Below are 26,510 nucleotides of genomic sequence, written 5' to 3'. Positions count from 1 at the left end.
ACTGTCAATTATTCCATCTGGATAAAGTGAAAGGTTGGTCTATGATCAATTTTTCACGCTTACATCCATAGCTTTTTGAATTACTGCGGCAAAAATTTTATCATTTGGCGGTAAACGGAACGTGTTATGATCGCCCGGAACGGTATATACTTTAACACCTTTTAGTGCGATCCTATTCCAGCCCATGAATTTGGGATTATCTACAAAATAAATTCTCTTCTCAACCTTAAAAAGCGACACCTCAATATCAAAAGGCGTTATGCGATAAGCTTTAACTACATTATTATAGCTTTTGCGTAGCTGTTGCTCATAGGCTGTATATTGCTGAACTGAAGATGCAGATCTGGATAAGTCTTTCTGAGCAAATTTCCTTTTAAATACCAGTTGCTGATAGGCTAATGCTTCGCCCGGATATTTAATGAAGGAGTTAATAAAGAAAGGGATCTTATGAAATTGTCTGATCACCTTTTTGATGATGCGCCCTGCAGTGGTTTTGGGCGGCATAGCTGCCCATGCATCTGTATCAATAATGCCAAAAAAACTCACTTTTTTACCGCTATTTATAAGCTTTTTCACAATTTCATAGGCTATAAAGCCGCCATACGAGTAACCAGCAATGGCATAAGGGCCTTCGGGCCGCGCCTTGAGTATCTCGCTTACATGATACGCAGCTATAGCTTCCACAGTCTCCGGAAGTGCTGCCGGCGAGGCAAGACCAATGGCTTGGATACCGTACAGAGGGTGGTCTTCATCAAAATGATCACCTATAGATTTGAACAACAGCAAATTCAACCCGCTGCCATGTACCAAAAACAGCGGTGGCTTTATACCGTCTTTTTTAATGGGTACAACGGTTTCCCAACTTTCAACAGTTTTATGGCCTGCCAATAGGGCTGCTAATTTTTCTACGGTAGAATTATTAAAAAAAGCAGCCAGTGGAAGTCGGTCGCCGGTAAGCTTTTCAATAGCTACCATTACTTTAATAGCTAACAAAGAATGCCCACCCAATGCAAAAAAATCATCGGTAACACACACGTTAGTAAGGCCAAGTATCTCTGCAAATATAGTGGCTATCAGTTTTTCCTCATCTGTTACTGGTAGTGCTTCACTTTTGCTTTCATACTGTTGTGTACGCTCGGGCTTAGGAAGGGCTTTACGGTCTGTTTTACCATTGGGCGTTTTTGGAAAAGCGGCGACGTGTATAAAATCTTCGGGCAACATATATTCAGGAAGATACGCTGCCAGCTTTTCCCGCCATTGGTTGGTTATATTGCTTGTTACCAGCCCTGCATGTGCATTGTCGGTTATAACAAAGGCCACCAGGTATTTATTAAGCAAAGCATCATCATAAGCCATAACAACACACTGCTTTACGCCATCTAATAAGGATATCGAATTCTCTATCTCGCCAAGTTCTATGCGGTGTCCTCTTATTTTTACCTGATCGTCAATTCTTCCCAAGCATTGGATCTCGCCATTATCCAACAGCTTACCCAAGTCGCCCGTGCGGTATAATTTAGCGGGATGTGTTTGAAATATGGTATCGGTCACAAATTTTTCGGCAGTAAGTTGAGCCCTGTTTAGGTACCCTTTTGCTACACCATATCCGCCTATGCAGATCTCACCGGAAGTGCCAGCAGGAAGTGGGTTACCTGCCTCATTCATGATATAAACCTGGGTGTTACTAATCGGCTTACCAACGGTGATCAGCTTTTCGCCTTTTATTACCTGTTTGAGGGTAGACCATACGGTGGTTTCGGTAGGGCCATACATATTCCATAAACTCGCGGTAAGCGTAAGCAATTGATTGGCTAATTCTTTTGACAGCGGTTCGCCGCCTGATAGTGCCTTTAAATTTTCCCGCCTTTGCATACCCGAATCGATAAGCATTTGCCAGGTAGATGGCGTTGCCTGCAATACGGTAATGTTGCTCTCAGTGATCCTGTTAACCAGCAAACGACCATCTCTTGCCGTTTCGGCATCAGCCACTATCAGTTCGGCTCCTGATATAAGCGGAACGTACAGCTCGAGACCGGCAATATCGAATGATATTGTGGTAATAGCCAGCAAGCGGTCGGTACTATTAACGCCGGGCACTTTTTGCATGCTGAGCAAAAAGTTGATCAGGTTGCCATGTGTTATCTTCACCCCCTTAGGCTTGCCGGTAGAGCCCGAGGTATAGATTATATAAGCAAGGTCATCGCCAATTAATTTAGCGGCTGTGTCGTTAGTATCATAGTTATCTAACTGCGTCCAGGCATCTTCTACAATAATCTCATTAACAACATTACCATAAATGCCTTTATAGGGCTGAGATACCAGCAGTAATTTAGCCAACGAGTCTTCGAGCATAAAGGCTATCCGCTCTTCCGGATAATTGGGATCTAAGGGCAAATACGCCGCTCCTGCTTTTAAAACAGCCAGCATTGAGACCACCATTTGTGCCGACCGACTGAGTAACAGGGCTACGATGTCGCCTTTGCTTACCCCCTTCTGCACCAAAAATGCAGATAACTGGTTTACTTTTTGGCCAAGTTGTGCGTATGTAAGCGTAGTTTGATTAAAAGTTACTGCGATCTTGTGTGCATACTGCTTTGCAGTAGCCCCAAACAAGGTTATCAGATTGGTATTTGCCTCAATATGAGCTTTATCGCCAGAAATGACACTTAAGTTAACCGGTTCTTGCTGTACTCCGGCAATTTGTGCAATATTTGCATCCGGAGTATCTGCCATTGCCTGTAGTATATCAACATAACTACTATTATAGCCTTCAATGGTTTGGGCATCAAAAATATCGGTATTGTAGGACCACTCCAAAACTATGTCCTCTTTAGAACGGGTTACGTTCAGGTACAGTTCAAAATTCTCGTATGATCGCGGGTTACTGATCAACTTAAGCTCAAGCCCATCAAACGCTACTGCGTTATCCATACCCATATCAATATTAAAAATAACCGGCACCAACGGTATACGCGAGGCATCGCGGGGGATGTAAAGTTTACGAATCAGTTCGCCAAAGGTGATGTTTTGATGATCATAGGCGTCTAATACCTCTTTTTTACGCTTCTTTAAATAGTCGATAAACGATGAAGCGGGTGCTATATGACTTAGCAGCGGTAACAGGTTTACACAATGTCCCACTACGCCCGTAAGACCTGATGCTGCCTGCCCAGCAGCGGGAAGCCCTACTACAACATCAGTTTGCTGCGTTTTTTGGTATAACAGTATCTCGAATGCCGTAAGCAAGGTGGTCACCAAACTCGCACCGGCCTTAGCTCCCATAGCTTTAACTTTCGAGGCTAAATTAGGCGATAATGGCACGTCGATGCGGTGCCCTTTATAAGTCCTTGTTGGTTGGCGGGGCCTATCAGTAGGTAGATTAAGTACCGGTGCGCCATTTTTGTACTCGTTAAGCCAAAAAGCTACTGTTTCATGGTACACTGCACTTTGTTTAAAAGCTGCTTGCCATGAGGCATAATCACTGAGTTGAGTGGGTGTAGCTAAATAAGCACTGTGGTTTTGGTTATAAGCATTGTAAAATTTCGCCAGGTCTTCGAGCATTACCCCGGTAGACCAGCCATCACCAATGATATGATGTTTAATGATGGTAAAAAGCAATTTTTTCTCAGAGATTTCATGAACAAATGCACGAAAAAGCGGCCCCTTTATGCAAGTCGAGCGGTATGCCGATCTCGCGGCGTAAAAACGATTCTATTTCGATATTTTGCTCAATCTCGGAAATGTTGGAAATATCTGTCAGTAATAGATTTAGCGGGAAGTTTTTGTATATGATAAGTGTTTCGCCATTAGGACTAACGGTAGATCGCAAAGCCTCATGCCGCTGAACCAAGCTTTGTACTGCTTGCTCAAACGCATTAAAATTAAGATTACCCTTCAATTCTAAAGAGACCGATTCGTTATAGGATAAATTAGCCTCCTGGCCACCGATCATACAGGAAAGCCACATTTCTTTTTGCGGCTCATTGGTATAAATAATTTTCTCTATCTCTTGTTCATCAGCAAAAGGATCGAAATCAACAGGCGTAAAAGTGTGCATTAAAATTAGTGAGATTGATTTATCATTAAGTATTTACCGGGGTTTGCTTCATCGATGGTGAACCAGGCCGGGTTTCCATCTTTGTCTTTACCAAGCCTTGCACCGGGTATAGGTGGCTGGTTCAATACTTTAATTTTATCAGGTGCCGGATGATCGTATGAAGGAATAAAATTATAGCCGATCAATTCTGTAAGGCTTTCTTCAAAACAGCTGATGATCTTCTCTATATCGGCTTTGCTGTGGGCGGTGGTCATATAACAAGGAAAGCCCTCGAGTATGTGAATACCTTTGTAGCGCATTAGGGTAAAAAACAATTCCTGGTATGGGTATTCGGCCAGGAAACGGATGCGCCAAAGCGAGCCAAATTGAGCGATGAATATAGGCACCTTTAACCTTTGGCAAATGGTGTTTATGCTGTCGGCCAGGTAGCGTGTATTGGCATTGAGGTTTTCTTGTAGCTGCGGCCCCATTGCTTTCATATAATTGAGCGATGCCTTGGTAGTGGCCAAGGCCAGCGGATGTCTTACAAACGTACCGGCAAAATAGGTAACGCCCACTTCGGGTATAGAGTCATCGCCGTATTGCCAAAAACCGCCGTCCAGCGCATCCAAAAATCGTTTATGACCAGCAATTATGCCTATAGAAAGGCCGCCACCTGCTACCTTGCCATATGTGCCTATATCGGCTTTAATACCGAACATACCCTGCACTCCTGCCGGATGAAACCTGAAACCTGAGATAACCTCATCAAATATCAGGATGGTTTCGGTATCTTCTGTAAGCTTGCGGAGCTTTCTCAGGAAATCGACAGGCTGAAAATCGGCACGCCTGCTTTGCACAGGCTCTACCAACACTGCGGCAATTTCATGCGAACGTTCTTCAATTATTTTTAATGCCTCATCGGTACCATAATCCAGAATAAGCATATTTTGCACGGCCTCGGGCATAATACCCGGCGCTGCGGGATAAGTTTTTAGCTTTTTGCTGCCCCGCACAATAACTTCATCATTAATACCGTGATATGAGCCAGCAAAGGCTACAATAACAGACCTGCCCGTTACCGTACGCGCTATGCGCATAGCGCCAACCACGGCTTCTGACCCGGTGTTGCACAACCCGGCGCGGTCAAAGCCTGTAAATTCGCAAACCAAGTCACATACCTCGCCTGCCAATTCATGCTGCGGACCTATCTCATAACCAAGTTCAACTTGCTCGAGTAATGCATTCTTGACCACATCGGGCTGGTAGCCCAACATACTCGAACCAAAACCGTTCAGGGCATCTATGTATTCGTTGCCGTCCAAATCCCATAAGCGGCTGCCTTTCGATCTTTTAATGACCACGGAGTAAACCAACTCTTTAGTGGCCGGCTTAAAGCCCGATACCACCCGCGGATCGGCCATGCGGGCGCGGTGCTGCTGGGTATAGGCTTTGCTCGACTTGGTTTTTTCGTTATAGCGTTTGACCAGATCAGCCAGGTATTGCTGTTGATCTTCATTTAAAGCTTCGGACCGTTTTTCGATGCGGGCTATGGCACCAAATGGCTTTTTGATCTCAACTGCTTCTTCTGCGGTGAGTTCGGGCTGTGCAGTTGGTGACTGCGCCGATGGCAACAATACAGTAGTATTATTTGCATAATGCCTGGGCGTAGCAGCCTGATATGGTTGCCCCTGTAACTGTGCTACCTGCGCAGCCAATTGCTGTAACTGCTGGCTGATGATGGTAAGGGCATCTCCATTACTGGTTAGCGCATTTACTGCCGAAGCCTGCGATGAACTATTATGCATAGCTGCCTGTTGTGGATAGGCATTTACCGGCATATGAGCATCCAAATAAGCTGCAAGCAAATCCAAGGTACCCAACTCTTCATTCAACTGCCTGAAGGTAACCGGCAACGCAAACTCTTTTTTGATAATCATCGCCACTTGGGTGAGAATAAGCGAATCCAGTCCCAGTTCAATAAAGCTCATTTCTGGCGTGGCGGCATGCATCTCAATGCCCGATGCATTCTCCAATGTTAGTTTAAGCCGTGTTATCAGTTCCTGCTTTCTCATTACCGGCGTAGTATTGCTTTGTTTTTCTGTATAAGTGGGTTGTACTGCTGTGTTAATATTCGTCAAAGTTGTATTCAACCTCACCGGTTCTACCCAATAATCTTGTTTATTAAAAGCGTAAGTAGGCACATCGGTTAGCTTCAGGCGGGTTTCGTTCTTGTAAAAAGAAGCCCAATCAACATCTGCACCATGTAACCAAAGTTGCCCCAAGGCATTTATGGCCAACTTGCACGATTGCTCTTCATCTGCTTTTTCGAGTGTTGAAATGGCGATTACCTCCACCTTTCCTGCTGCTTGCTGACGTGTTAGCGTTGAGGATGAACTGCCTGGTCCGAGTTCGAGGAATAACGTATACTCATCATCCAATAAGCGCTGCACCGCTTTGCTATACTGTACGGTTGCGCGCAGGTGTGAAGCCCAATAGTTTGGTGATATTGCCTCATCGGCTGTAAGAAATTCACCGGTAACGGTAGAGGCTACTGGTATGAGTGGTGAACTAAGCTCAATTGTTTTTACCACCTCTTCAAAAGATGGTACAACGGCATCCATCATATGTGAGTGGAAAGCGTGGCTTGTTGGCAACAGGCGGGTAAGCAGGCCGTTAGATGTGAGCGTGTTATTTAGTTTAACCACAGCTTCAACCTCACCGGCAATAACACATAGTTTAGGACTGTTTACTGCCGCCAAAGCAATTTCATCTGACAAGTACGGCTGTATTTCATCAACGCTGCAGCGAACCGATAGCATACTGCCTGGCGCTACGGAGCCCATTATTTGTCCGCGGCTGGTTACCAGTTTCAGGCCATCGGCCAAACTGAATACTCCGGCAAAATAGGCTGATACAAATTCGCCCACACTATGGCCTATAAAAGCCGCCGGGAATATTCCCCAGCTCATGTATAATTTGCCAAGCGCATAGCCTATGGAAAATAAAGCAGGCTGACTATGTGCCGTTTGGATTAACAGTTTTTCAGCGGCTTCATCTTCAACTTCCGGATAAATAATATCCAGCAGATCTAATTTCAATATGTCCATCAATATGGCAGCACATTCATCCATTGCCGCTCTAAATACGGGTTCGGTTTGGTACAAGCCTTTACCCATATTTAAAAACTGCGCTCCCTGCCCCGGGAACATAAACACGATGTTGCCGGCACTATCTTTTACTAACCCGGTGCTAAACGAACTATGATCTTGCTTTTCTACAAATTCATTCGCATTCTGTACAATTATAAAGCGACGGTTGTTGAAGTTCTTTCGTGTAGTTTGCAGCGTATATGCTGTATTGGCCAGGTGTGCATCATTAGCACCTTTTAAATAGCTTGCTAACCTGTCACCGTAAGCATTCAAACTTTGCGTTGACTTGGCACTCCAGCACAGGAGCTGCACCGGTCGGGATGTCGTGGTTTCTGCTATAAGTGCATCATTGCCGCTCTCTAATATCACATGCACATTGGTGCCGCCAACGCCAAAAGAACTTACACCGGCAATGTGCTTAGCGTTTTTGGGCCAATTGATTGTTTGGGTATTTATAAAGAACGGACTGTCTTCAAGATCAAGATGCGGGTTGGGTTTAAAATAGTTAATAGTTGGCGGTATTTGCTTGTGATAAAGTGCTAAACAGGCCTTTATTAAACCGGCCACGCCCGATGCGGCAGTCAAATGGCCGAAATTGCTTTTTACTGAACCAATAGCGCAATACTGTTTTTTTCCGTGCTCACCGAAAGCCATTTTGAGCCCTGAAATTTCGATGGGGTCTCCTAAGGGTGTAGCAGTGCCGTGCGCTTCAACATAAGCTATATCACCCGCACTAACCCCTGCATCGTCTATGGCCATGGCAATAGCTGCCGCCTGGCCTTCGGCACTTGGTGCGGTAAAGCTTCCCTTTCCGCCGCCATCGTTACTCAAGCCAATGCCTTTAATAACGGCATAAATCGTATCTCCATCCCTTAACGCTTGTTCTTTATTTTTTAATACTACTACACCTGCCCCATCACTAAATACGGTACCGGTGGCATCGGCATCAAAGGGCCGGCAATGCCCATCACTGCTCAGCATGGCGCCTTCTTCGTATAAATGACCAATGTTTACCGGGGCGTTAATCGTTGCCCCGCCAGCCAAAGCCATATCGCATTGTCCGCTACGAATGCTTTGCACGGCTTGCGCTATGGCCAGTAATGAAGTTGAACAAGCCGATTGTACATTTACCGCCGGACCTTTTAAATCGAGTGCATAAGCGGTGCGCGATGCTACATAGTCTTTATCGTTCAAGGTCATTACCTGGAAAGTGCCTGCCTTTTCTACCAATTCAGTATTACTTACAACATTGTTAGCGTAATAAGTATTAGAGCGCACCCCGGCAAATACCCCAGTCACCCGTAGTGCTTGTTGCGATGCATATCCCGAATTTTCTAATGCCTCCCATGCGATTTCTAAAAATATACGCTGCTGCGGGTCCATCAATTGGGCCGAAACGGGGGTAATGCCAAAGAACGCAGCATCAAAACCTTTTACATTAGTAAGCACACCTCGTGCCTTTACATAAGCCGGGTTGTTTTTTTGCGACGCTGATACCGTGGCATCTAATTCGTGGTCTTCAAAGAAGCGCGTAGTTTCTTTACCCGCCTTTAAATTCTCCCAAAAACTGCTTATATCATCGGCACCCGGGAACCGCCCAGCCATTCCAATGATGGCTATGTCGGCATCAGCGTGTTTTACACTTCTCCTTACGGGTATTGTAACTGCCTTGCCTTCTAAAAAAGCTACTATATCTTTTATACGTGGGTATTGATAAAGCTTGGGCACAGGTAATTTCAACCCATACTTATCTCTTAATAACGCAATGAATCTTAGCGCTAACAACGAATTGCCACCCAACTCAAAAAAGTTATCATGGGTGCCTACCTTTGCTACCGCCAACAGATCTTTCCAGATGTTAGCGATCAGTGTCTCTGTATGATTTGCAGGTGCCCGGTAAGCATTGGTAAGTAGTGTTGATACATCGGGATCAGGCAATGCTTTTTTATCTACCTTGCCATTACGCAAAAAAGGCAATTCGGCAAGTGACACCAGTATTTGGGGCACCATGTAGGCGGGTAATTTCTGTTCTAAAAAGTTGACGATGGCCCACTTATCATATCCATTTGTACTAACCACATAAGCTACCAACCGCTTATCGCCGTTGCTGTTCTCTTTTGCAAGTACCACACCTTGTTTAACGCCGGGTGCTTTTTGCAATACACTTTCTATCTCACCTAATTCAATACGGTAACCCCTTATTTTAACCTGGTCGTCTATGCGGCCTGCATATTCAATATCGCCGTTTTGTAATTGGCGCGCCAGGTCACCGGTGCGGTAAAAGCGATCGTTGTTATCGGTATTAAAGCTATCTTTTATAAACCGTTGTTCGGTTAAGTCGAGCCGGTTTAAATACCCGCGAGCCACGCAGTTGCCGCCAATGTATATCTCGCCGGTTTGTCCGTTTTTAACTTTATTTCCTGTTTTATCAAATATGTAAACACTGGCACCGGTAAATGGCTTACCCAAAGGGATGATATGATCGTAATGATCATTTTTGTCCACCACGTGCAACAACTGACCCACCGTGGTTTCGGTAGGTCCATAATGATTAACCAGCATACAGGTCCGTGCTGGATCAGCCATTACCTCCCTGATCACCGATGTATACAAGGCTTCGCCGCCAAACATCAAAAGCTTACGGGGCAGTAATTCTTTCCCTTTAAAGGTAAGCGACTGCCAATGTGAGGGCGTTATCTTGATACAATCGATACTGTGTTCATTAAAGTACCGGTGTATGTATTCAATATCGTTAAGATTATCTTTGTTAAAAAGATGCAATGCGCCTCCTACCATAAAGGAGCCAAAAAGGTTGGTGATAATTATATCGGCGGCAAGGGTACCTACCAGCGCAAACGTGGTTAAAGTATGATAAGGCAGGCGGGTAGTTAAACCAGTAAGATAATTAAGAAGAGACCTATGCTCTATTAACACCCCTTTAGGTTGACCTGTAGAACCAGAAGTGTAGATCACATAGGCTAACTGGTCGTCAGCTACTTTTACAGCCGGATAAGCAGCAGGAAAATCCTGTATCGCAGCCCAATTATCATCAGCAGTTACAATAACCTTATCTTGAGCAGCTTTAATGAATATTGTTGAGGCACTGTCAGATAAAACAACACCTGCACCTGTATCGGCAAGCATATAGCTAATGCGGTCGGCCGGGAAATCTGGGTCGATAGGTACATAAGCAGCACCGGTTTTGAGGATACCCCAAATGCCAATAACCATATCGGCTGGATTATGTAAGGAGACAGGAACAAGCATCCCCGGCGTTACACCTTTCGAGATCAATGCGTTGGCTACCTGATTGGAACATTCATCAAACTGCTTGTAGCTTAGCTCAGTTTCACCAAATTTTAATGCTAAACTTCCGGGTGTTGTACTAACCTGAAATGAAAGAATATCGAGTACCGTATCTGCCTTGATCATGTGCGCGTGTGAACTTACGTTTTACCACAACGACCGCTTGCAGCGAATCGTTAAGTGTTTCAACATTTAACCGCAAGCTGCATTTTAGTTATCATAAAAATTAATAAGCGCCGTTGCTTAGGCACTTAACAGATAAATTAGCTTAGGGGTATGGCAATGATAATAAATTCTGTGCACAACCTGATAGTTATACTTATCAATATTGTGATTGATGGAGGATATAAATGTGCCTTTAAGCCTTATTAGAGCATGATTATGTTACTTCACTGAAATGTAACAAATTGATATCAATTGATCTTGAGCCTTAATCCAGTGCGTTTCAACCTGGCTAAGTAAAACAGGTGAAAGATTTATATTGGGGTTAGCGCTTTCGAACTTTAATAGTTTTTCGTTTTGCGAAATGGTAATATCTTTAAAATCAACAAACTGCCTGGTAATTGGATATTGAAGCTTATAAAACGCTTCTTTAAGAGAAAAAAGTAAGGTTGCCCAAAGCGCAGTATCACCCTGTTTGCTGCGTATAAGTATTTGCTCATCATCATTTAAAAATCAAATCCCATATCTCTGGCTTTACCTCTCCTACTGTCTCTATATCAACACCAATGGCCATTATATTGCTTTGTAGTGCTGCCACCGCTCCTGCCAGTTTACCCGAATGACTGATAGAGCCTACAACGCCATTGGGCCATAAGGGCTCACGCCCCTCGCCCTGCATAATGGCCGGTTTACTGTTAATGAGCATGCCCAGCGCCTGGCGCGCGCAATAACGCCCGGTACTAAAATCAATACGGCGTTTTTCGGCAGATCCTTGTATGATGTTTCGTTCGGCAGATGACAAACAATCCACACCCATAAATTTATGTGTAAAGTACCGGGAAATAAACGGGGTAATACCGGTAAACTGGATTTTGTCAAATTCGTCCATAGGTGAAGCAATATTGTGATCGAAATTATTAATGAACTGTTAAATCTCAAAAAGCCACTCACTATATACAAGCATTTCAAAAGGGTATGAACAAAATGTAATGCAAATTATCGTTTGATTTTTTTACAAAAATGAGATTCTCATAAAAATCAAATCAACTAAGAGCGTCAATACGCGTTCGAATATAACCGCGCTTCCAGTTTCGCCCTAAGCTCATCTAACTGAAAAGGTTTATGCAAATAATCATTCATGCCACAACTGATAACACGTTTTTGTATCTGATCAGATACCGAAGCTGTTAAGGCAATGATATGTACACCTGCTTTTGACGGATCAGCCAACTTCCTGATCTGTTCAGTTGCCTGCATACCATCCATCACCGGCATGTGCATATCCATTAATATCAGGTCATAATCAGCATCCTTAAGCATTTCCAAAACCTCTGTACCGTTTTCGGCAATATCGGCAGAAATATTCCAGCGCTTGAACAATTGCTTCATGAAATAGATGTTCATCATATTATCTTCGGCAAGCAAAATACGTAGGCTGCTCAAGTTCTTTTCTCCCTGATCACGTGTTTCGCTTAATTCATCGCCAACCTTCTGCTCTACCTGCTGCATGGATAAATCAAAATAAAAGCATGTTCCGTCACCAATCTTACTTTTCAGCTTAATTTCGCTACCAAACATTTCTACGAGTTGTTTAACGATAGCCAAACCTAAACCTGTACCACCAAATTTACGTGTAGTGCTGGCCGTAGCTTGCTGAAACGGATCAAATACCAGCTTTTGTTGCTCTTCCGAAATACCTATACCTGTGTCTGTTACTTTAAATCTGATTATGTAGTTAGAACCATCCTGGTTCATCACTTCCGTAATTAAGCTTACCTCCCCTTGTTCAGTAAATTTGACCGCATTACCTATCAGGTTGTAAAGCACCTGGCTAAGCCGTGAAGGATCTCCCTGAAAGCTCTTATCCTTCAACTTTTCATCCATAAAAAATTTGAACTTAAGGCCCTGTTCATGCGCTTTGAATTCCATTCCCCTACCTATACCGTTTAAAAGTAAGGTGAGTGAGAACGGAGTTGATTCCAGTTCAAGCTTTCCGGCATCCAGTTTATTTATATCCAGAATATCATTGATGAGCGTTAATAATCCTTCGGCCGAAAATTTGAGTACATCAAGTTGTTCTTTCTGTTTGGAATTGGCATCATCGCTGATTAATAACCCGGCAATGCCGATAACGGAGTTTAGTGGTGTACGCAGTTCATGTGACATGGTCGACAAAAAATTAGTTTTTGCCTGTGCAGCTTCTGCCAATTGTAAACTCAGGATTTTGCTGGCCTTCAGGTTGCCATACAGCACACCATGAAAGTATAAATGAGAAATCAGGATCACCACCCAATTTACAGCTATGTAAATGTCGTTAAGATGCTGTGGCAAAGGAATTAATCCCGTAAAACGAAACTTTATGTAATGTATCAGTAAAGTTGAGGCAGCTGCAATAAGCGTGTAAACGGTACCCCACTTTTTTCCGAGTCCATAAAAGGCCGAAATAATGACCATAATAATGGCTTGCATTGTAACCGCATCCAAGCCAACCGATTTATTAAATGCCCGGTAGTAAACATGGGCAATAGTAGCCAGTACTGCGTAATGGATACCCCATTGAATAATCTTAGGAAATTTCCGTAATACAAAAATGATAACTACTGACGTAACCATCAGGCGGACCGCCCTGCCGCTACCTTCGCCGCCGTGACGATAAATGGCATCATAAAGGTATATCCCACCTTTAAGTACATTGGCAGAGAGCATCAGAGTGAACAGCTTCAGCTGTGCGTTTAAAAGTGTTTCACTTCCTGACCACTTATTGATGTATTGAGCTGCCTGCTGAATCTTCATTGATGTTACTTAACAAACTTCAAAGGTAAATAATAATAGCTTTAAGAATTATTAAGCGTTAAAACGCTTAATAACATTGATGATTGAAGTGCCAGGGCACTTCAAGTTGATAAGTAAACTATCGTCAATTGATTTATTCTGGCAACTTTTTGATCTCATTTAGCAGCGCATGTTAACTTTTAATTTGCAATTTCGTATATAAATTAGAACGAAATAAATTATGCACTAATTTCACGTCACTGTTTTAAACTGCTTAAACAAAATAACATTGATAAATAGCTACGCCCCAATAAATAATTTCCTCAGGGATTCCTCATTCTTTTATACCATTTCTATTGGGCTGGATAGCCGGTATTCATTTGTAAGCAAAAATTATGACCGAAATTTTGCAATGGGTGAAAAAACGTTGAAAGGAAAACACTTTTCGGTTACGCTTCATCCGGAGGATATTAAAATTTGTGAAGAAACCGGCCCAAAGTGTTTTGAGGCTCCGGGGCAATTGTTCCCGGTAACATTGCGAAAACATGATGGAAAAGGAGGCTTTGTTGTTACGCAGTGGGAAATGCAAGCCATGTTAAACGCAGAAGGTATACCGGAGGGAATTTTTTGCATTGGTTATAACATAACAGAATTTATGGAGGCAAAAGAAAGGCTCAATCATGCAGAAATTCAACTGGATGAAATTAGTTTTATACAGTCTCATGGAGTTCGTAAACCCTTAGCCAACATTCTTGGTATCGCTGACATAATTGCTCATGAGGAAGATCAAACTGAAATATTAAAATTAACGCAAATGCTGGAACGTAGTGCCAGAGAGCTGGATTTGATCATTAAGGCAATTACCACTAAGGCTACTAATTAATAACCTTATTATGGCATCCAGATTATTCAGACCGGGCAATTTCAAACTCTAACAAGAACATTTGCGGCAAGTGGTGTTTTTTAGAAAAAAAACAGTTTAACTGTTGGCTGCAATGTTAGCCCATGCAAAAGCATTCTGGATGTTCGCAAATGAATTAAATTCCATCACCAGGCCATCTTTAATCATGAACCCATCTGCTATTCTTGCGTCAATCCATTCTGATTGATTATTAAGCCGAACTTTGATATGGACAGTAGCAACTATCTTATTTCCGTTAGAAAAAAAATCGACCGGTTCGCATGTGCCCTCTGCCCAAGTGCTTCTTCCCGCTGTTAGATGCTTTCGCAAATCGGAGTGCCCCTGATAGATACCGGCTGCCGAAAATTCTTCAGGTTCAATACGACTGACATCGACATCCATTAGTGTCAATACAAACTCAATATCATTGCGATTTATGCCTGAATAAAACTGCCTGATTATTTCAATGTCTTCAGACTCTGGATGTACAAACGATGCCATTAGATCTGTATTTTTATGGTGAAAATATAAATTTTCGGTATATCTTAATTTCGCCTGTAACTTTTAATATATTGACATATAGAAAGGAATGCCCACAAAATCACGGTTCCGTAAAGTCCCACCTATCTGGTAATTTCAAATATCATTTACAATTCAGAACGGCTACAGCCTGACCGATGAGCCGGTGAATTTAAGGTAGACATAATACTAAATCAATCGAACTTTCAATTTTTCTACCCAAGCCGTTTTTTAGAATACAAAACGACTTGTTCCATTTCGGCCAGCTTAGGTAAATGAAATGTAGATCAAACCAAATAGCTTTTACTTGAACCTCATATTCAATGTTATAACGTTCGATGTCAGGTTAGTTGAACGCATGTAATGACCGTAACGCAATTCAAGCATATTGAGGCGCTGCCAGCCAAAAACTCCTTTTGGCGGACTAAGGCGTAACCCTGCCCCAACAAAACTGCTGTGCAAATCGGCCAGATCACAATCACTGGTGTAGTAAGCGGCATTGGGGTTGTGCTGGCCATATGGTGCAAAATACCGGGTTCCCTGCTGCGAGTTATATCGGTAAAACGGACTGACCGATACGAATGAAGTTAGTTTTACCGGAACTTCCACTTCTGCGGTATGGGCTCTTATGCCCCAATTATCCATGTAGTAACGGTAATAGGTGCGGATGATAAAATGATCGTCTAAAAAGTAATTAAAGCGGGCCGCTACAGGCAGTTTATAACGCTTACCAGGCAGGTTCTCGGCCCGTAGCGATCCATCGGTAAAATAGTCGCGCTGGTAACGTGTAGAAAGCAATCCATGCTGATATGCAGGTTCTACTATAATCAGTACCTGTAACCGCGGATTAATTACCTGCGATAAAGAAAACGATGCGCTGAACGAATTACGTGGTGCCGAGCCATCCGCACTGTGATCGTGTTCATAGTTTTTGCCAGGCGCATAACCCGGTCGTAGCTCTACCGGCAAGATCACTTTCCACTTATCCAAAAATGCCTGCAGCCGCATATCAAACTGCGTATTCTTATTTTTAGACAAGCGGGTAAGATTAAAGGCAGCGCCGAACGACTGGTAATCATATTCGTGCGAATAAGAGCCTGTAAAACCATAAGCATTGCCCGTTTGCTCGTTGGTACGGGTCCAGTTGAGCGATGGGTAAATACGGTTATCAGACTTTGATGCAGAAGATATGGTTGACGGGTCTATTTTATCAGACGAGGCCGACGAATAATGATCGATGCCTAATTCGAACAAAAAGGTATTCTTACGACCGCGCTTGTTATAGTTAGATAACTGTACGTCAATAGTATTGGCAAAATCTGTGAGCAATTCGGTACCAATACCACCGGTTACTGCCGAATGGTTACCATCCTGATGGTAATATGCCGAAACGAAGTTAACCTCGTCGACCGTAAGCTTTTTAGAGTGATAGGCAGCATTTGCCGTATCTGCTTTAGCAGGAACAGGGGAAACTATCTGAGCATGCGATGCTAAGATGCCCATATAAAACAGGGCGACGTTTAAATATAGTTTTTTCATTTAGGCTTCCATCAATTAATTACAACCGCAGCCGCCACCACTTTTACCGCCATTAGCACCCGATCCACCTTCGCGATAAAGCTGGAAACTTTGCTCAAACTTTTGAGCCGTGCGAGCCCTAAGCTCCATCTCGGCATCATTGAGCCTGTTTTTTTGATAAGGCTTTACCGAAACACATGATGCAAGCCCGCTGCAACTAAAGGCCACTAAGGCCAGCAGGACATATAGCTGATATTTTTTGTTCATGGATTTAATAGTGTAGATTAATGTTTTGAGAGGTGTACAGTTGATCGTGATCATCTACAATAATGCATGCCACTCCTTTAAGCTGGTTAATCAGGTCGAGCCCTACCTTTACCCCCATTACCATAACGGGCGTTGCAAGGGCATCGGCCAGTTCGGCACTGGGGCAAATAATACTTACACTTTTAATGCCTGCTACGGGCAGCCCTGTTTTTGGATCAATGGTGTGCGAGTATCTTTTGCCATTAATGGTGGCATATTTTTCGTAATTACCCGAGGTGGCAATAGCTGTGTTGCTGATGTTTAGTTTTGAAATGTAGGGCACCTTGCCATTAGGGTCGGCAATGGCTACCGTCCAGGGTTTGCCGTCGGGCTGGGTGCCCCAGGTAGCCAGATCGCCGGCTGCGTTTACGATGCCACTTTGTATGCCGGCTTGCCGGAGTAACATTTTGGCCCTGTCTGCCGCGTAGCCTTTGCCTATGCCGCCAAAGCCAATGCGCATGCCATGCTCTTTTAAAAATACTGTTAGGTTTTGTCTATCTAATACAACGTTGTGGTAATTGATAAGTCGCACCGATTGCATGGCAATTTCCGTATCAGGCAACTGCTTCATATTCACATCAAAGTTCCACAGGCTTTTGTCTATCGAACCATAGGTTATATCAAACGCACCCTGTGTAAGGTGCGATATTTTAAGCGAGCGTTCGATCAGGTCAAATACCTCCTGGTCTACCTTTACAGGAGCAATGCCGGCGTTATTATTAATATAATTGGTTTGGCTGCTATCTTTGTAGGTGGTTAGCAAGGCTTCTATTCGTTGTATCTCGGTAACTGCTTCGTCAATACAGTTTTGCGCTACACGCTCATCATCGCATACCACGCTTATTTCAAAATGGTTACCCATTAAGCGCAAGCCACGCTTAAATACAGCGGGCAAAGTAGTGGTTAGCTCACTACTTTGCATGCTCAAACGTTTTAATTTGTGCTACAAACTGAGCGGTAGTAACATTAGGATAGCCGTCCCAGGTTTTTAAAACTTTACCATCTTCATCAAGCAGCAGTGTGAATGGAAATTTCCCCTCGGCATTATACTTGTCTGCCAGGGTCTCATTCCTTTATACCTGCTCTTTGCTTAATTGATTTTTTTTCTGGCGAGGAAAGTCGGCCCGCACCAATACCAGGTGATCTTGTGCATAGCTATCAAATTCGGTTGTCTCCAGAATTTCTTTACGCAGGCGGATGCAAGGACCGCACCAGTCAGACCCCGAAAAGTTAACGAGTATCATTTTATGCGTTTGTTTAGCTTGCTGCTGCGCCTCATTAAAGTTGCCCAACCATGCAACCTGAGCTATTAAAAATATACTGAGCATTAATACTTTCATCATCAATTTCTTTATTCAACCACCACTATTTAAACTCAACTGCGTTAAGGTATAAGGCCTTATCGCATTATATTATCAGCGCAGTTTGCCCGAAAATTTGAGTAATTATAAAATCCAATTCTGGAGATATTCTGTAGCATTGATCATTCTACCCTCCCCCGCTATTTACCGCCGCCATTGATCATATCAGATACAATACCGGGACTCTTTTTACGCTCGGCAAGTATTACACCCACAATGTGTACTCCTATAAATAAAAGTACCAGGTACATACAAAAGCCATGAAACTCCTGCATTTGATGAGCCAGTGGTTTTTGTAGCCCCAATTCGTGTTTAAAAAACAACAACAACACGCCGGTAACACTCATTAGCATTAGCACCAAATAAAATCCGATATAAAGCGCTTTAACAACTAATTCATGACGGGCCAGGTAAGCTTCATGACCACCACTTTTTAAAGCTATTCGAGCAATACTTACCTTACGAAAAAGCGACTGTGACACCGGGGAAATGATCTCGTAAATGATACGCCAAAGCAGTAACGCTACCAATACCAAGCCTATGTAGGCATGCACGTTCCAAACATTATCTTCCAGTTCATGCGCGATCTGTTTTGAGAGTTCCGGGGTTAACTGCTGGCCCGCTTTTAAAGCTTGTTCGGTCATAATAGCTCCGGTAGCTTTATTATCCATTAAGGTACTATTGATCAGAACGGTGACCAATGACCCCATGATCACGAGCGTATTCAACCAGTGCCACAACCGAATATGTATCGGGTACTTGCGTGTAATAGATGGTTGATTCGGATCTTGTTTTACCGGTTCTATAATAGCCATGATAATAGGTTATGCCATTTTAATTCAATAAAAGTATAATTAGACTTTGGAGGGATTTTGAAGAAGCACTACAGATTATCTTCAATATTTCTGATTAACTTTCCTCAATGAAGATCCTGATCATTGAAGACGAGCCCGGCCTATCCTCAGCTATAAAGGATTACCTTACTACAGAGGGCAATTTGTGCGAAACAGCTTTAACTTACGAAACGGCTTATCAAAAGATCTCGCTTTATACTTATGACTGCATATTGCTTGACCTGATGCTGCCTGATGGAAATGGTTTTAAACTTTTACAACACCTTAAATCGTTAAAAAAGGCAGAAGGTGTCATTATCATTTCTGCGCGTAATGCCCTTGATGATCGCATTACAGGTTTAAACCTGGGGGCCGATGATTATTTGATCAAGCCGTTCCATCTTTCTGAATTGAATGCGCGCATAGCTGCTATTATCAGGCGTAAAAACAACCTGTATTCAAATGTGCTTAACTTTAATGAAATAAGTATTAACCTGGATGCCAAGATGATAACCGTGAACGAACAGGAAGTTCATTTTACCCGCAAGGAGTATGACCTCTTGCTTTATTTTATATACAATAAAGGCAAGGCTATATCTAAAAGCGCCGCTGCCGAACATTTATGGGGTGATGATGCCGACATGGCCGACAGCTTTGACTTTATATATACGCATATCAAAAATGTACGCAAAAAACTGTCAGATGCCGGCGCGCAAGATTATTTCCATTCTGTATACGGCGTAGGTTACCGATTTGCCGACATATGAATTTATTTACCAAATATAACAGGTTATTATTAGCTGTTTTACTGGTTGGATTGCTTTCCATTGGTTTTTTATTTTACAACGCCCTTAACTACACGCTGAACAGCAAGATCGACGAAAATTTACGGGAGGAGTTGATAGAGGCCATGGACTACCAGCATGTAAAAAATATTTTTCCTGCACCGCCGGAGGATGTTGACCTGGTCATCGAGTACAAGCCTGCTCTCAAAGTCTCCAGGAAGCAATATTCAGGAGATACCACATTTTACAATCCGAGGAAAAAGCAAACCGAATTTGCACGTTATCTCAAGGCTGATATTATATTCGGAAAAAGTCCCTTTCACGTTATCATCCTAAATTCTAAGGCGGCGCAGTCCCGTCAGGTGCAGATCGTATTTTGGGCCATCATTATTCCTGTTGTAATATTATTTGGTTTACTGGCAATATTCAACCGCTATTTGCTAATGAAGTTATGGTTGCCTTTTTACGATATATTAAATCAAATTAAAAGCTTCAATATTATGAAAGCCAGTTACAAGGCTTTAAAAACTAACATATCGGAATTTCAACAGTTAGACGAAGCTTTACAACAAATGACCGGGCAAATAGAGGATGATTTCAGGGAGATCAAATTATTTACAGAAAATGCCTCGCATGAAATGATGACCCCCATAGCCATCATTAATTCAAAATTGGACACCCTGCTACAATCAGGAACCCTTGCCGAAAACGACAGTAATGCGCTACTTGACCTGTACAAGGCAACTAACCGGCTCAATAAGATCAATCAATCGCTGTTGTTACTGGTAAAGATCGATCATGAATTGCTTGGAGAAAAAGTGCTTCTTAAACCTGCAGAACTTATTGAACAAAAAAAGGATAATTTTAAAGAGCTTATTGATGAGCGTCATATTAAAATAACCTGCTTAACTGATGATACCACTATATTGGGGAACAAATATCAATTCGACATTTTACTGAGCAATTTATTCAGCAATGCTATAAGGCACAATATTAATGGCGGCGAGATACGCATTGAGCTTAAAGAAGGCGAACTCCGTTTTGAAAACACAGGCAGCAAAGGAGAATTGCCCCAAGGCCAGATCTTTGAAAGATTTTATAAGGACCCACAGTCTGACGGTGTTGGCCTGGGCCTGTCTATACTGAAGCAGATATGTATTAAGCAGGGGTTTTCTTTGCAGTACACATACCGGCCATTTTTTCACTGTTTTGAAGTGAAATTTAGTTAAACAGGATAATATCCGTTTGTAACGAAGTGGGTAATTTAGATTGGATCATTATTAATAGAATATAATTCTTAGGTTATGAATGCAAACAAAAATGATAAGATCACCATCGACAATTATCTCAACCAGCACTACATTCACCGGAGTAATTGGCTCAGGGCAGCAGTGCTGGGTGCTAACGACGGCATCATTTCTATATCGAGCCTGGCCATTGGTGTTGCGGCTGCAAGCAACGTGCGAGAACCTATTGTACTGGCAACGGTGGCGGGCTTGGTGGCTGGTGCACTATCTATGGCTGCCGGCGAATATGTATCTGTAAGTTCACAAACCGATACCGAGCAGGCCGATATTGCCCGTGAGCAACAGGAGCTTGCCGATATGCCCGAGGAAGAGTTAGAGATTTTGGCTCAGATCTATGAAAAACGGGGACTAAAAAGAGAAACTGCCTTACAAGTAGCTACCGAATTAATGGACGTAGATGCCTTGGGCGCACATGTTAGGGATGAATTGGGCATCAATGATATTAGCCAGGCTAAGCCGGTACAGGCTGCATTAGCTTCCGGAGCATCTTTCACAGCAGGCGGCGTATTGCCACTTTTAGTCATTTTGATGGCCCCCGTCAAAAATCTGGAGTACTTTCTTTATGGCTTTACGATCATTTTCCTCGTCATTTTAGGTACCATAGCTGCACTCACGGGCGGCTCGAGCATAAAAAAAGCTATCGTTCGTATTGTTATTTGGGGAACGCTGGCTATGGGTTTATCAGCTTTGGTGGGCTATCTGTTTGGTGTAAAGGTTTAATAAGGCATCTGTGAATGCAGAAGTTAATTTTACAAACGAAACGTGACAGTTGACCCGAAGCAGGTTTATTGATTGAATTCCATTGAATGAATTGGTAGATATACGGATTGGTAAGCTGTTATTTCCCGTTTTAAATACGTTATAAATATTTTCGTGATTTTAAATACTTTTGATAAGCAATATCAGCTTCTCAATACTTTGATCCACCCAACTTCGATAATTTAAATTAATTTCCAGAATCAATATATTGCATCGATATTTCAAGTAATGGCAGCCTCGTAGTTTTGGAAGATAAAGATTGGTGATGAAGGGCGTGTTTAGCCAATTCAATTTAAATTTCAAAATACTCACATCAGCTTATCAATAAATGCCTAATAAACTTTTGCAATTAATCTTACTCCTGGCCCTGTCTCGTGCCGGATATGCGCAAATGTATGGCCCGCCCTACGCAAAACAGCTTAAAAAAGAGCTTTCAGCAAGCCATAACGATTCTACCCGAGTTAGGTTGCTTTACAATTTAGGTGAGTATTATTTCATTAAAACTGAGCCTACAGAAAACATCAATCAATTCAACCGGGCAATTGATTATTTTAACCAGGCCCTGACTTTAAGCGAGAAGTTGAAGCTAACCAAAAATTATAATTCACACAGCATCCTCTGCAGGCTGGGTGATATCGCTTATTTACAGCACAAGGATGCACAGGGATCTGCATATTATAAAAAGGCGGTTGATTTTTATACACTTACCCATGATTACGAAAAAGCCGGTGATACCTATGCAAAACTTGCCTATAACACGGCACTGATTGGAAGGCCAACAGAAAGTTTCCGTTATTGGAAGAACGCTCAGTATTACTTTACCAAAGCAAACAATATTGAAAAGAAACTTGATGCACAAGTAAAGTTTGCCATGACCTACTTAATGCTGAGTAATAGCGATTCGGTTAAGATCTTATGTGAAAGGTTGATCAATGATCATCAAAATTCCAAACATAAAGCCATTGGGTTAGCCTACAGGGCCATGGCCAAGTATTACCGGTATAAGGCTAATTTTAACAAAGCACTTTATTATGCCTTTGAAAGTGAGAACTGGACACTAAAAACGGGAGGCGACATTAAGGAGTTACATTCTGTTTACGGTGAATTTGCACAAATATACCAAGCGCTGGGGCAAACAGACAAAAGCATAGTTTATTATAAAAAGACCTTAGAGCTAAGAAACAAGCTATTAATGCGGCAAGACTATATATTCAGAACCGCAGGCTTTTTAATACAACAATTAATTAAAAAAAATAAACAAGCTGAAGGACTGGCTTATCTTAAAAAACTGGAACTTGATTATGGCCCTGTGGGTGATGCTGCCCGGATTAATATTGCCCAGGCAAAAGCTTATTGCTTTGACGCTTTGAAACAATATAAACTTGCTGAAAAGTACTACAAAGAAGTAGTAGATTTTTATTCAAATAAGGATGCGGAGATATATTATATAGCGCTGTTTGATTTCTGCAAGTTCTTAGTTGCCAAAAAAGACTATGACAAGGCGGCCACATACTTATCAAAAACTACTACCGACACCGGTAATGTAGAAAGAGTAAAAGATCTTCAGTTGTTGCTATACAAGGTCGATTCGGCACAACATAATTACCACTCTGCCGTCAAACATCTGCTTAGGTTTCAGGTAATGAACGATTCTATTTTCAATGCAACTAAGAATAAGCAAATTGAAGAATTGAATATTAAATATGAAACAGAACAGCAATTAAAGAACATCTCGGCTTTAAAAAAAGAAACCCAGTTGCAGCGCGATCGGGTGAACCAAGCTGATAAGATAAAGAACCTGGTGATAATTTGCGTTGTTATACTACTGCTTTTTGTGCTGGTGCTTTATCATAACTATCGCTTAAATAAACGTAACAACCTGGTAATAAGCAGGAAGAACCAAACACTCAACCAGTTGATCACAGAAAAAGAATGGCTTTTGAAAGAAGTACACCACCGGGTAAAAAACAACTTGCAAATAGTGATGGGTTTACTACAGCGGCAATCTTCATTTATAGATAATGAGCAGGCATTAGCCGCTATACGCGACAGCGAACACCGGATGCATTCTATTGCGCTCATACACCAAAAGCTATATCAGTCTGAAAGCTATATGGTGGTTAATATGGTGGATTATATTAACGAACTGGTGGATTACCTGAAGGAAAGCTTTGACTTGGGAAACCGGATAACATTTGAAAAACAAATCGATGAGCTTAACTTCGGGGTGAGCGTAGCTGTACCTATTGGATTGATATTAAATGAGGCGATCACCAATGCCATCAAATATGCTTTTGGCCATCAACAGCAATGTGGTATTCATCTCATCCTGAAACAAACCGGTGAAAATGATTATCTCCTGCAAATAGCTGATAACGGCGAGGGGCTTCCGCCTGGGTTTGATTTGGATCAGGCAAATTCTATGGGCTTCAATTTGATCCGTGGTCTGTGTAAACAGATAGGGGGCAAATTAGATATAAGTAACCAAAATGGTGTGGTGCTTAAAACGTCGTTCCATTTGTCATAGCGCTCATAAATACATGTAGCAAGTAACGACATATCGTTGCACAGCAACGGAATATCGTTGTTTAACTAATCAATTTCATCTAAATTCTGTTATAAATTTTTCTTACCTATCATAAAACTACAGCTTTATCTCGTCATCATAACTTAAACCGCTACCAATGGGCTTTATGGCAAGATTTCTGAACACGGTGATGGTTATATTATTGTTTAAACAGTTTGGCCATCAGCAATTAACAAGGCTGTACAATTAATATTAACTTTATAATTGAACTTTTTAGTAAAACCGAAGAACGTGGATAATAAACGGATACTTATTGTCGAAGACGAATTCATCATTGCCGATGTGCTGGCTAATATTTTAAGATCTTCGGGGCACTATGTTTGCGGTATTGCCGACAGCGTTAAGGAGGCACTCGAACTTATTACGGAATTTAAGCCGGAATTTGTCCTGTTAGACATTTATCTGAAAGGCAAGCTTACGGGAATCGATCTGGCACATAGGCTTTCGGAAATGAACATTCCATTTATATACATATCCGCCAATTCAAATCAAAAAGTACTCGATGCTGCAAAAACGACCAATCCATATGGCTTTGTGATCAAGCCTTTTCGTGATAAGGATGTTTTGACCGCTCTCGATATTGCGGTTTATCGTCACGGTCAACTGTTGGAAAACGGCTCAACGAAAACGGCGCAGTTACAAAAGAAAGCAGCTGAAATACTTGCTAAGGGGCAAAGTTGGGAACTTAAAATGCTGCAAATTGCCAAAGTACTGCAGCCTCTCCTACCCTTTGAGTATTTATCCATCGGTTTAAAGCAAGAAGAAACGAATGCTTTTTATGAACTGGGTTTTAACAGGGTTGGATTTGATGAATACCAGGTTATTGGTGTTAATGAGTTAATGGTTATAACCAGGCACAAGCAGCTTGAATTGGCGGGTTTAAAACTAAATGATCCTAACAGTGATATGACGACCTGGTATGATGGAAATGAATTGGATGAGTTACTGCGCACGCCATCGTTAAAACGCATTATAACTGACACATACCATTTACATTCTCATTTATGCTGGCCAATAGCGGCTGGTGACGAAAAGCTGGTTTATTTTAATTTTTACAGTCGCCGGTCAGATGCCTACCAGGCCGATCATTTATTATTATGTGAAAAGTTCCAGCCTGTTTTAAACAGTTTTGTAGAAAAGGTCTATCGCCTTCCGGATAGCCCGCTGGTGTCAGAAACAAGGAATTATTCTATCAAAAATCATTCGCAACGAGCAGATGGGGTCAGCCCTTTTCAGGGTATCATTGGCAATAGCCATCTTTTGCTAACCGTATTTGATCAGGTAATGCAGGTAGCTCGGGCAGACACTTCCGTGCTTATACTGGGCGAAAGCGGTACCGGAAAGGAAAAGATAGCTGAACGTATACACTCATTGTCTCTCCGGAAAGATAAGCCTTTCATCAGGATCAATTGTGCTGCATTGCCAACCTCGCTGATCGATTCAGAACTCTTCGGCCATGAAAAAGGGGCTTTCACCGGCGCACATGAGCGCAAGATAGGCAAGTTTGAGCAAGCGCATACCGGAACTATTTTTTTAGATGAGATCGGTGAACTGCCACTCGAATCGCAATCCAAACTTCTCAGGGTTCTTCAGGAAAAAGAGATCGAACGTATAGGTGGCCGCACCACCATCAAAACAGATGTGCGCATTATTGCCGCAACCAACCGCGACCTGACCAAAGAAGTGGCGGAGGGACGGTTCAGGCTCGATCTTTTTTACCGCATCAACGTTTTTCCAATAGTAATGCCGCCACTAAGGGAAAGGAAAGAAGATCTGGCAGATCTGGCAAATCACTTTTTAAACATTTATTCCCGTAAGATAGGCAAAACCGTGCGTGCAATTACCCCACAGGTACTGGAGAAAGCATGAAACAATATCATTGGCCGGGAAATATCCGGGAGCTGGAAAACCTGATTGAAAGGAACGTTTTGCTTACCCGGGACGACATGATCACCAGCATGGTACTGCCTACGCAATTAGAGCAACACCCGGCCGCTGCCCCTCCTGAACCCGTAGCCACAACAATGAGTGACGGAGAACGTGCACACATTATGGCGGCATTAAAAAAGTGTAATGGCAAAATTTGGGGCGAAGGCGGTGCGGCTCATTTATTAAACCTGCCGCCTACTACGCTTAATTCAAAAATGAAAAAGCTGGGCATCCGTAAAGATTTTGGTGTGTAGCGTTAAAATATTCGTTTTTTGAA

The 26,510-nt window shown here is 42.4% G+C and carries 19 protein-coding genes; 7 read left to right on the top strand and 12 right to left on the bottom strand.

What is annotated here, in order from left to right; translation table 11 throughout:
* Nucleotides 1–45: 45 nt before the first annotated feature.
* The 6 genes from QE417_RS00275 to QE417_RS00255 all read right to left on the bottom strand — a co-directional run bounded on the left by QE417_RS00275 (nucleotide 46) and on the right by QE417_RS00255 (nucleotide 13,449).
* Nucleotides 46–3,618, bottom strand: coding sequence for an amino acid adenylation domain-containing protein (locus tag QE417_RS00275; RefSeq protein ID WP_311946741.1), 3,573 nt, complete (start codon nucleotides 3,616–3,618; stop codon nucleotides 46–48).
* A 16-nt stretch (nucleotides 3,619–3,634) separates the two neighbouring features.
* Nucleotides 3,635–4,057, bottom strand: coding sequence for a condensation domain-containing protein (locus QE417_RS00270; protein ID WP_311946740.1), 423 nt, complete (start codon nucleotides 4,055–4,057; stop codon nucleotides 3,635–3,637).
* Nucleotides 4,058–4,062: 5 nt separating this feature from the next.
* Nucleotides 4,063–10,620: a polyketide synthase gene (locus tag QE417_RS00265; RefSeq protein ID WP_311946735.1), complete on the bottom strand. Its 6,558-nt coding sequence runs from the start codon at nucleotides 10,618–10,620 to the stop codon at nucleotides 4,063–4,065.
* Nucleotides 10,621–10,878: 258 nt separating this feature from the next.
* Nucleotides 10,879–11,142: a 4'-phosphopantetheinyl transferase superfamily protein gene (locus QE417_RS23600; protein WP_376717537.1), complete on the bottom strand. Its 264-nt coding sequence runs from the start codon at nucleotides 11,140–11,142 to the stop codon at nucleotides 10,879–10,881.
* A 16-nt stretch (nucleotides 11,143–11,158) separates the two neighbouring features.
* Nucleotides 11,159–11,545 carry a 4'-phosphopantetheinyl transferase family protein gene (locus QE417_RS00260; RefSeq protein ID WP_311946734.1) on the bottom strand — a complete coding sequence of 129 codons (387 nt, stop codon included), beginning with the start codon at nucleotides 11,543–11,545 and terminating at the stop codon, nucleotides 11,159–11,161.
* Between the two features lie 167 nt (nucleotides 11,546–11,712).
* Nucleotides 11,713–13,449, bottom strand: coding sequence for an ATP-binding protein (locus QE417_RS00255; protein ID WP_311946732.1), 1,737 nt, complete (start codon nucleotides 13,447–13,449; stop codon nucleotides 11,713–11,715).
* Nucleotides 13,450–13,717: 268 nt separating this feature from the next.
* Between QE417_RS00255 and QE417_RS00250 the strand changes: the two genes are divergently transcribed.
* Nucleotides 13,718–14,311 carry a hypothetical protein gene (locus QE417_RS00250; protein WP_311946730.1) on the top strand — a complete coding sequence of 198 codons (594 nt, stop codon included), beginning with the start codon at nucleotides 13,718–13,720 and terminating at the stop codon, nucleotides 14,309–14,311.
* Between the two features lie 96 nt (nucleotides 14,312–14,407).
* Here QE417_RS00250 and QE417_RS00245 read toward each other — a convergent pair whose 3' ends face one another.
* The 6 genes from QE417_RS00245 to QE417_RS00220 form a co-directional block, all read right to left on the bottom strand.
* Nucleotides 14,408–14,830, bottom strand: a complete 423-nt coding sequence (locus QE417_RS00245; protein ID WP_311946729.1) for a nuclear transport factor 2 family protein — start codon at nucleotides 14,828–14,830, stop codon at nucleotides 14,408–14,410.
* A 321-nt stretch (nucleotides 14,831–15,151) separates the two neighbouring features.
* Complete coding sequence (locus tag QE417_RS00240) at nucleotides 15,152–16,387, bottom strand: DUF3570 domain-containing protein (protein WP_311946726.1); 1,236 nt, start codon at nucleotides 16,385–16,387, stop codon at nucleotides 15,152–15,154.
* 15 nt (nucleotides 16,388–16,402) lie between these two features.
* Nucleotides 16,403–16,633, bottom strand: a complete 231-nt coding sequence (locus QE417_RS00235; RefSeq protein ID WP_311946724.1) for a DUF4266 domain-containing protein — start codon at nucleotides 16,631–16,633, stop codon at nucleotides 16,403–16,405.
* A gap of 4 nt (nucleotides 16,634–16,637) precedes the next feature.
* Nucleotides 16,638–17,594: an FAD:protein FMN transferase gene (locus QE417_RS00230; RefSeq protein WP_311946722.1), complete on the bottom strand. Its 957-nt coding sequence runs from the start codon at nucleotides 17,592–17,594 to the stop codon at nucleotides 16,638–16,640.
* 151 nt (nucleotides 17,595–17,745) lie between these two features.
* Entirely contained in the window at nucleotides 17,746–18,015 is a 270-nt protein-coding gene (locus QE417_RS00225; RefSeq protein ID WP_311946721.1) for a thioredoxin family protein, read from the bottom strand.
* Nucleotides 18,016–18,173: 158 nt separating this feature from the next.
* Nucleotides 18,174–18,848, bottom strand: a complete 675-nt coding sequence (locus QE417_RS00220) for a cytochrome b/b6 domain-containing protein (RefSeq protein WP_311946719.1) — start codon at nucleotides 18,846–18,848, stop codon at nucleotides 18,174–18,176.
* 107 nt (nucleotides 18,849–18,955) lie between these two features.
* On the opposite strand from QE417_RS00220, the gene QE417_RS00215 reads away from it, so the two are divergent.
* The 6 genes from QE417_RS00215 to QE417_RS00190 all read left to right on the top strand — a co-directional run bounded on the left by QE417_RS00215 (nucleotide 18,956) and on the right by QE417_RS00190 (nucleotide 26,487).
* Nucleotides 18,956–19,633, top strand: coding sequence for a response regulator transcription factor (locus QE417_RS00215; protein ID WP_311946717.1), 678 nt, complete (start codon nucleotides 18,956–18,958; stop codon nucleotides 19,631–19,633).
* Nucleotides 19,630–20,880, top strand: coding sequence for a sensor histidine kinase (locus QE417_RS00210; RefSeq protein WP_311946715.1), 1,251 nt, complete (start codon nucleotides 19,630–19,632; stop codon nucleotides 20,878–20,880). Before QE417_RS00215 ends, QE417_RS00210 begins: the two co-directional genes overlap by 4 nt.
* 75 nt (nucleotides 20,881–20,955) lie before the next feature.
* Entirely contained in the window at nucleotides 20,956–21,678 is a 723-nt protein-coding gene (locus QE417_RS00205; protein WP_311946713.1) for a VIT1/CCC1 transporter family protein, read from the top strand.
* Between the two features lie 367 nt (nucleotides 21,679–22,045).
* Complete coding sequence (locus tag QE417_RS00200; protein ID WP_311946712.1) at nucleotides 22,046–24,244, top strand: sensor histidine kinase; 2,199 nt, start codon at nucleotides 22,046–22,048, stop codon at nucleotides 24,242–24,244.
* A gap of 291 nt (nucleotides 24,245–24,535) precedes the next feature.
* Nucleotides 24,536–26,173: a sigma 54-interacting transcriptional regulator gene (locus QE417_RS00195; RefSeq protein WP_311946711.1), complete on the top strand. Its 1,638-nt coding sequence runs from the start codon at nucleotides 24,536–24,538 to the stop codon at nucleotides 26,171–26,173.
* Complete coding sequence (locus QE417_RS00190) at nucleotides 26,170–26,487, top strand: helix-turn-helix domain-containing protein (protein WP_311946709.1); 318 nt, start codon at nucleotides 26,170–26,172, stop codon at nucleotides 26,485–26,487. Before QE417_RS00195 ends, QE417_RS00190 begins: the two co-directional genes overlap by 4 nt.
* Nucleotides 26,488–26,510: the final 23 nt, after the last annotated feature.

This window comes from Mucilaginibacter terrae (genome assembly GCF_031951985.1).
In the GTDB taxonomy this organism is placed as follows: domain Bacteria; phylum Bacteroidota; class Bacteroidia; order Sphingobacteriales; family Sphingobacteriaceae; genus Mucilaginibacter; species Mucilaginibacter terrae_A.
The sequence above is the reverse complement of the archived record's forward strand: the minus strand, read 5'-3'. Positions and strand labels throughout refer to the sequence as shown.

What these genes read in the sequence shown, in the direction of transcription:
- QE417_RS00270 (WP_311946740.1), bottom strand. Translation starts at nt 4,057, where the DNA reads ATGCACACTTTTACGCCTGTTGATTTCGATCCTTTTGCTGATGAACAA.
- QE417_RS00265 (WP_311946735.1), bottom strand. Translation starts at nt 10,620, where the DNA reads ATGATCAAGGCAGATACGGTACTCGATATTCTTTCATTTCAGGTTAGT.
- QE417_RS00260 (WP_311946734.1), bottom strand. Translation starts at nt 11,545, where the DNA reads ATGGACGAATTTGACAAAATCCAGTTTACCGGTATTACCCCGTTTATT.
- QE417_RS00255 (WP_311946732.1), bottom strand. Translation starts at nt 13,449, where the DNA reads ATGAAGATTCAGCAGGCAGCTCAATACATCAATAAGTGGTCAGGAAGT.
- QE417_RS00245 (WP_311946729.1), bottom strand. Translation starts at nt 14,830, where the DNA reads ATGGCATCGTTTGTACATCCAGAGTCTGAAGACATTGAAATAATCAGG.
- QE417_RS00240 (WP_311946726.1), bottom strand. Translation starts at nt 16,387, where the DNA reads ATGAAAAAACTATATTTAAACGTCGCCCTGTTTTATATGGGCATCTTA.
- QE417_RS00235 (WP_311946724.1), bottom strand. Translation starts at nt 16,633, where the DNA reads ATGAACAAAAAATATCAGCTATATGTCCTGCTGGCCTTAGTGGCCTTT.
- QE417_RS00230 (WP_311946722.1), bottom strand. Translation starts at nt 17,594, where the DNA reads ATGCAAAGTAGTGAGCTAACCACTACTTTGCCCGCTGTATTTAAGCGT.
- QE417_RS00225 (WP_311946721.1), bottom strand. Translation starts at nt 18,015, where the DNA reads ATGATGAAAGTATTAATGCTCAGTATATTTTTAATAGCTCAGGTTGCA.
- QE417_RS00220 (WP_311946719.1), bottom strand. Translation starts at nt 18,848, where the DNA reads ATGGCTATTATAGAACCGGTAAAACAAGATCCGAATCAACCATCTATT.
- QE417_RS00215 (WP_311946717.1), top strand. Translation starts at nt 18,956, where the DNA reads ATGAAGATCCTGATCATTGAAGACGAGCCCGGCCTATCCTCAGCTATA.
- QE417_RS00210 (WP_311946715.1), top strand. Translation starts at nt 19,630, where the DNA reads ATGAATTTATTTACCAAATATAACAGGTTATTATTAGCTGTTTTACTG.
- QE417_RS00205 (WP_311946713.1), top strand. Translation starts at nt 20,956, where the DNA reads ATGAATGCAAACAAAAATGATAAGATCACCATCGACAATTATCTCAAC.
- QE417_RS00200 (WP_311946712.1), top strand. Translation starts at nt 22,046, where the DNA reads ATGCCTAATAAACTTTTGCAATTAATCTTACTCCTGGCCCTGTCTCGT.
- QE417_RS00190 (WP_311946709.1), top strand. Translation starts at nt 26,170, where the DNA reads ATGAAACAATATCATTGGCCGGGAAATATCCGGGAGCTGGAAAACCTG.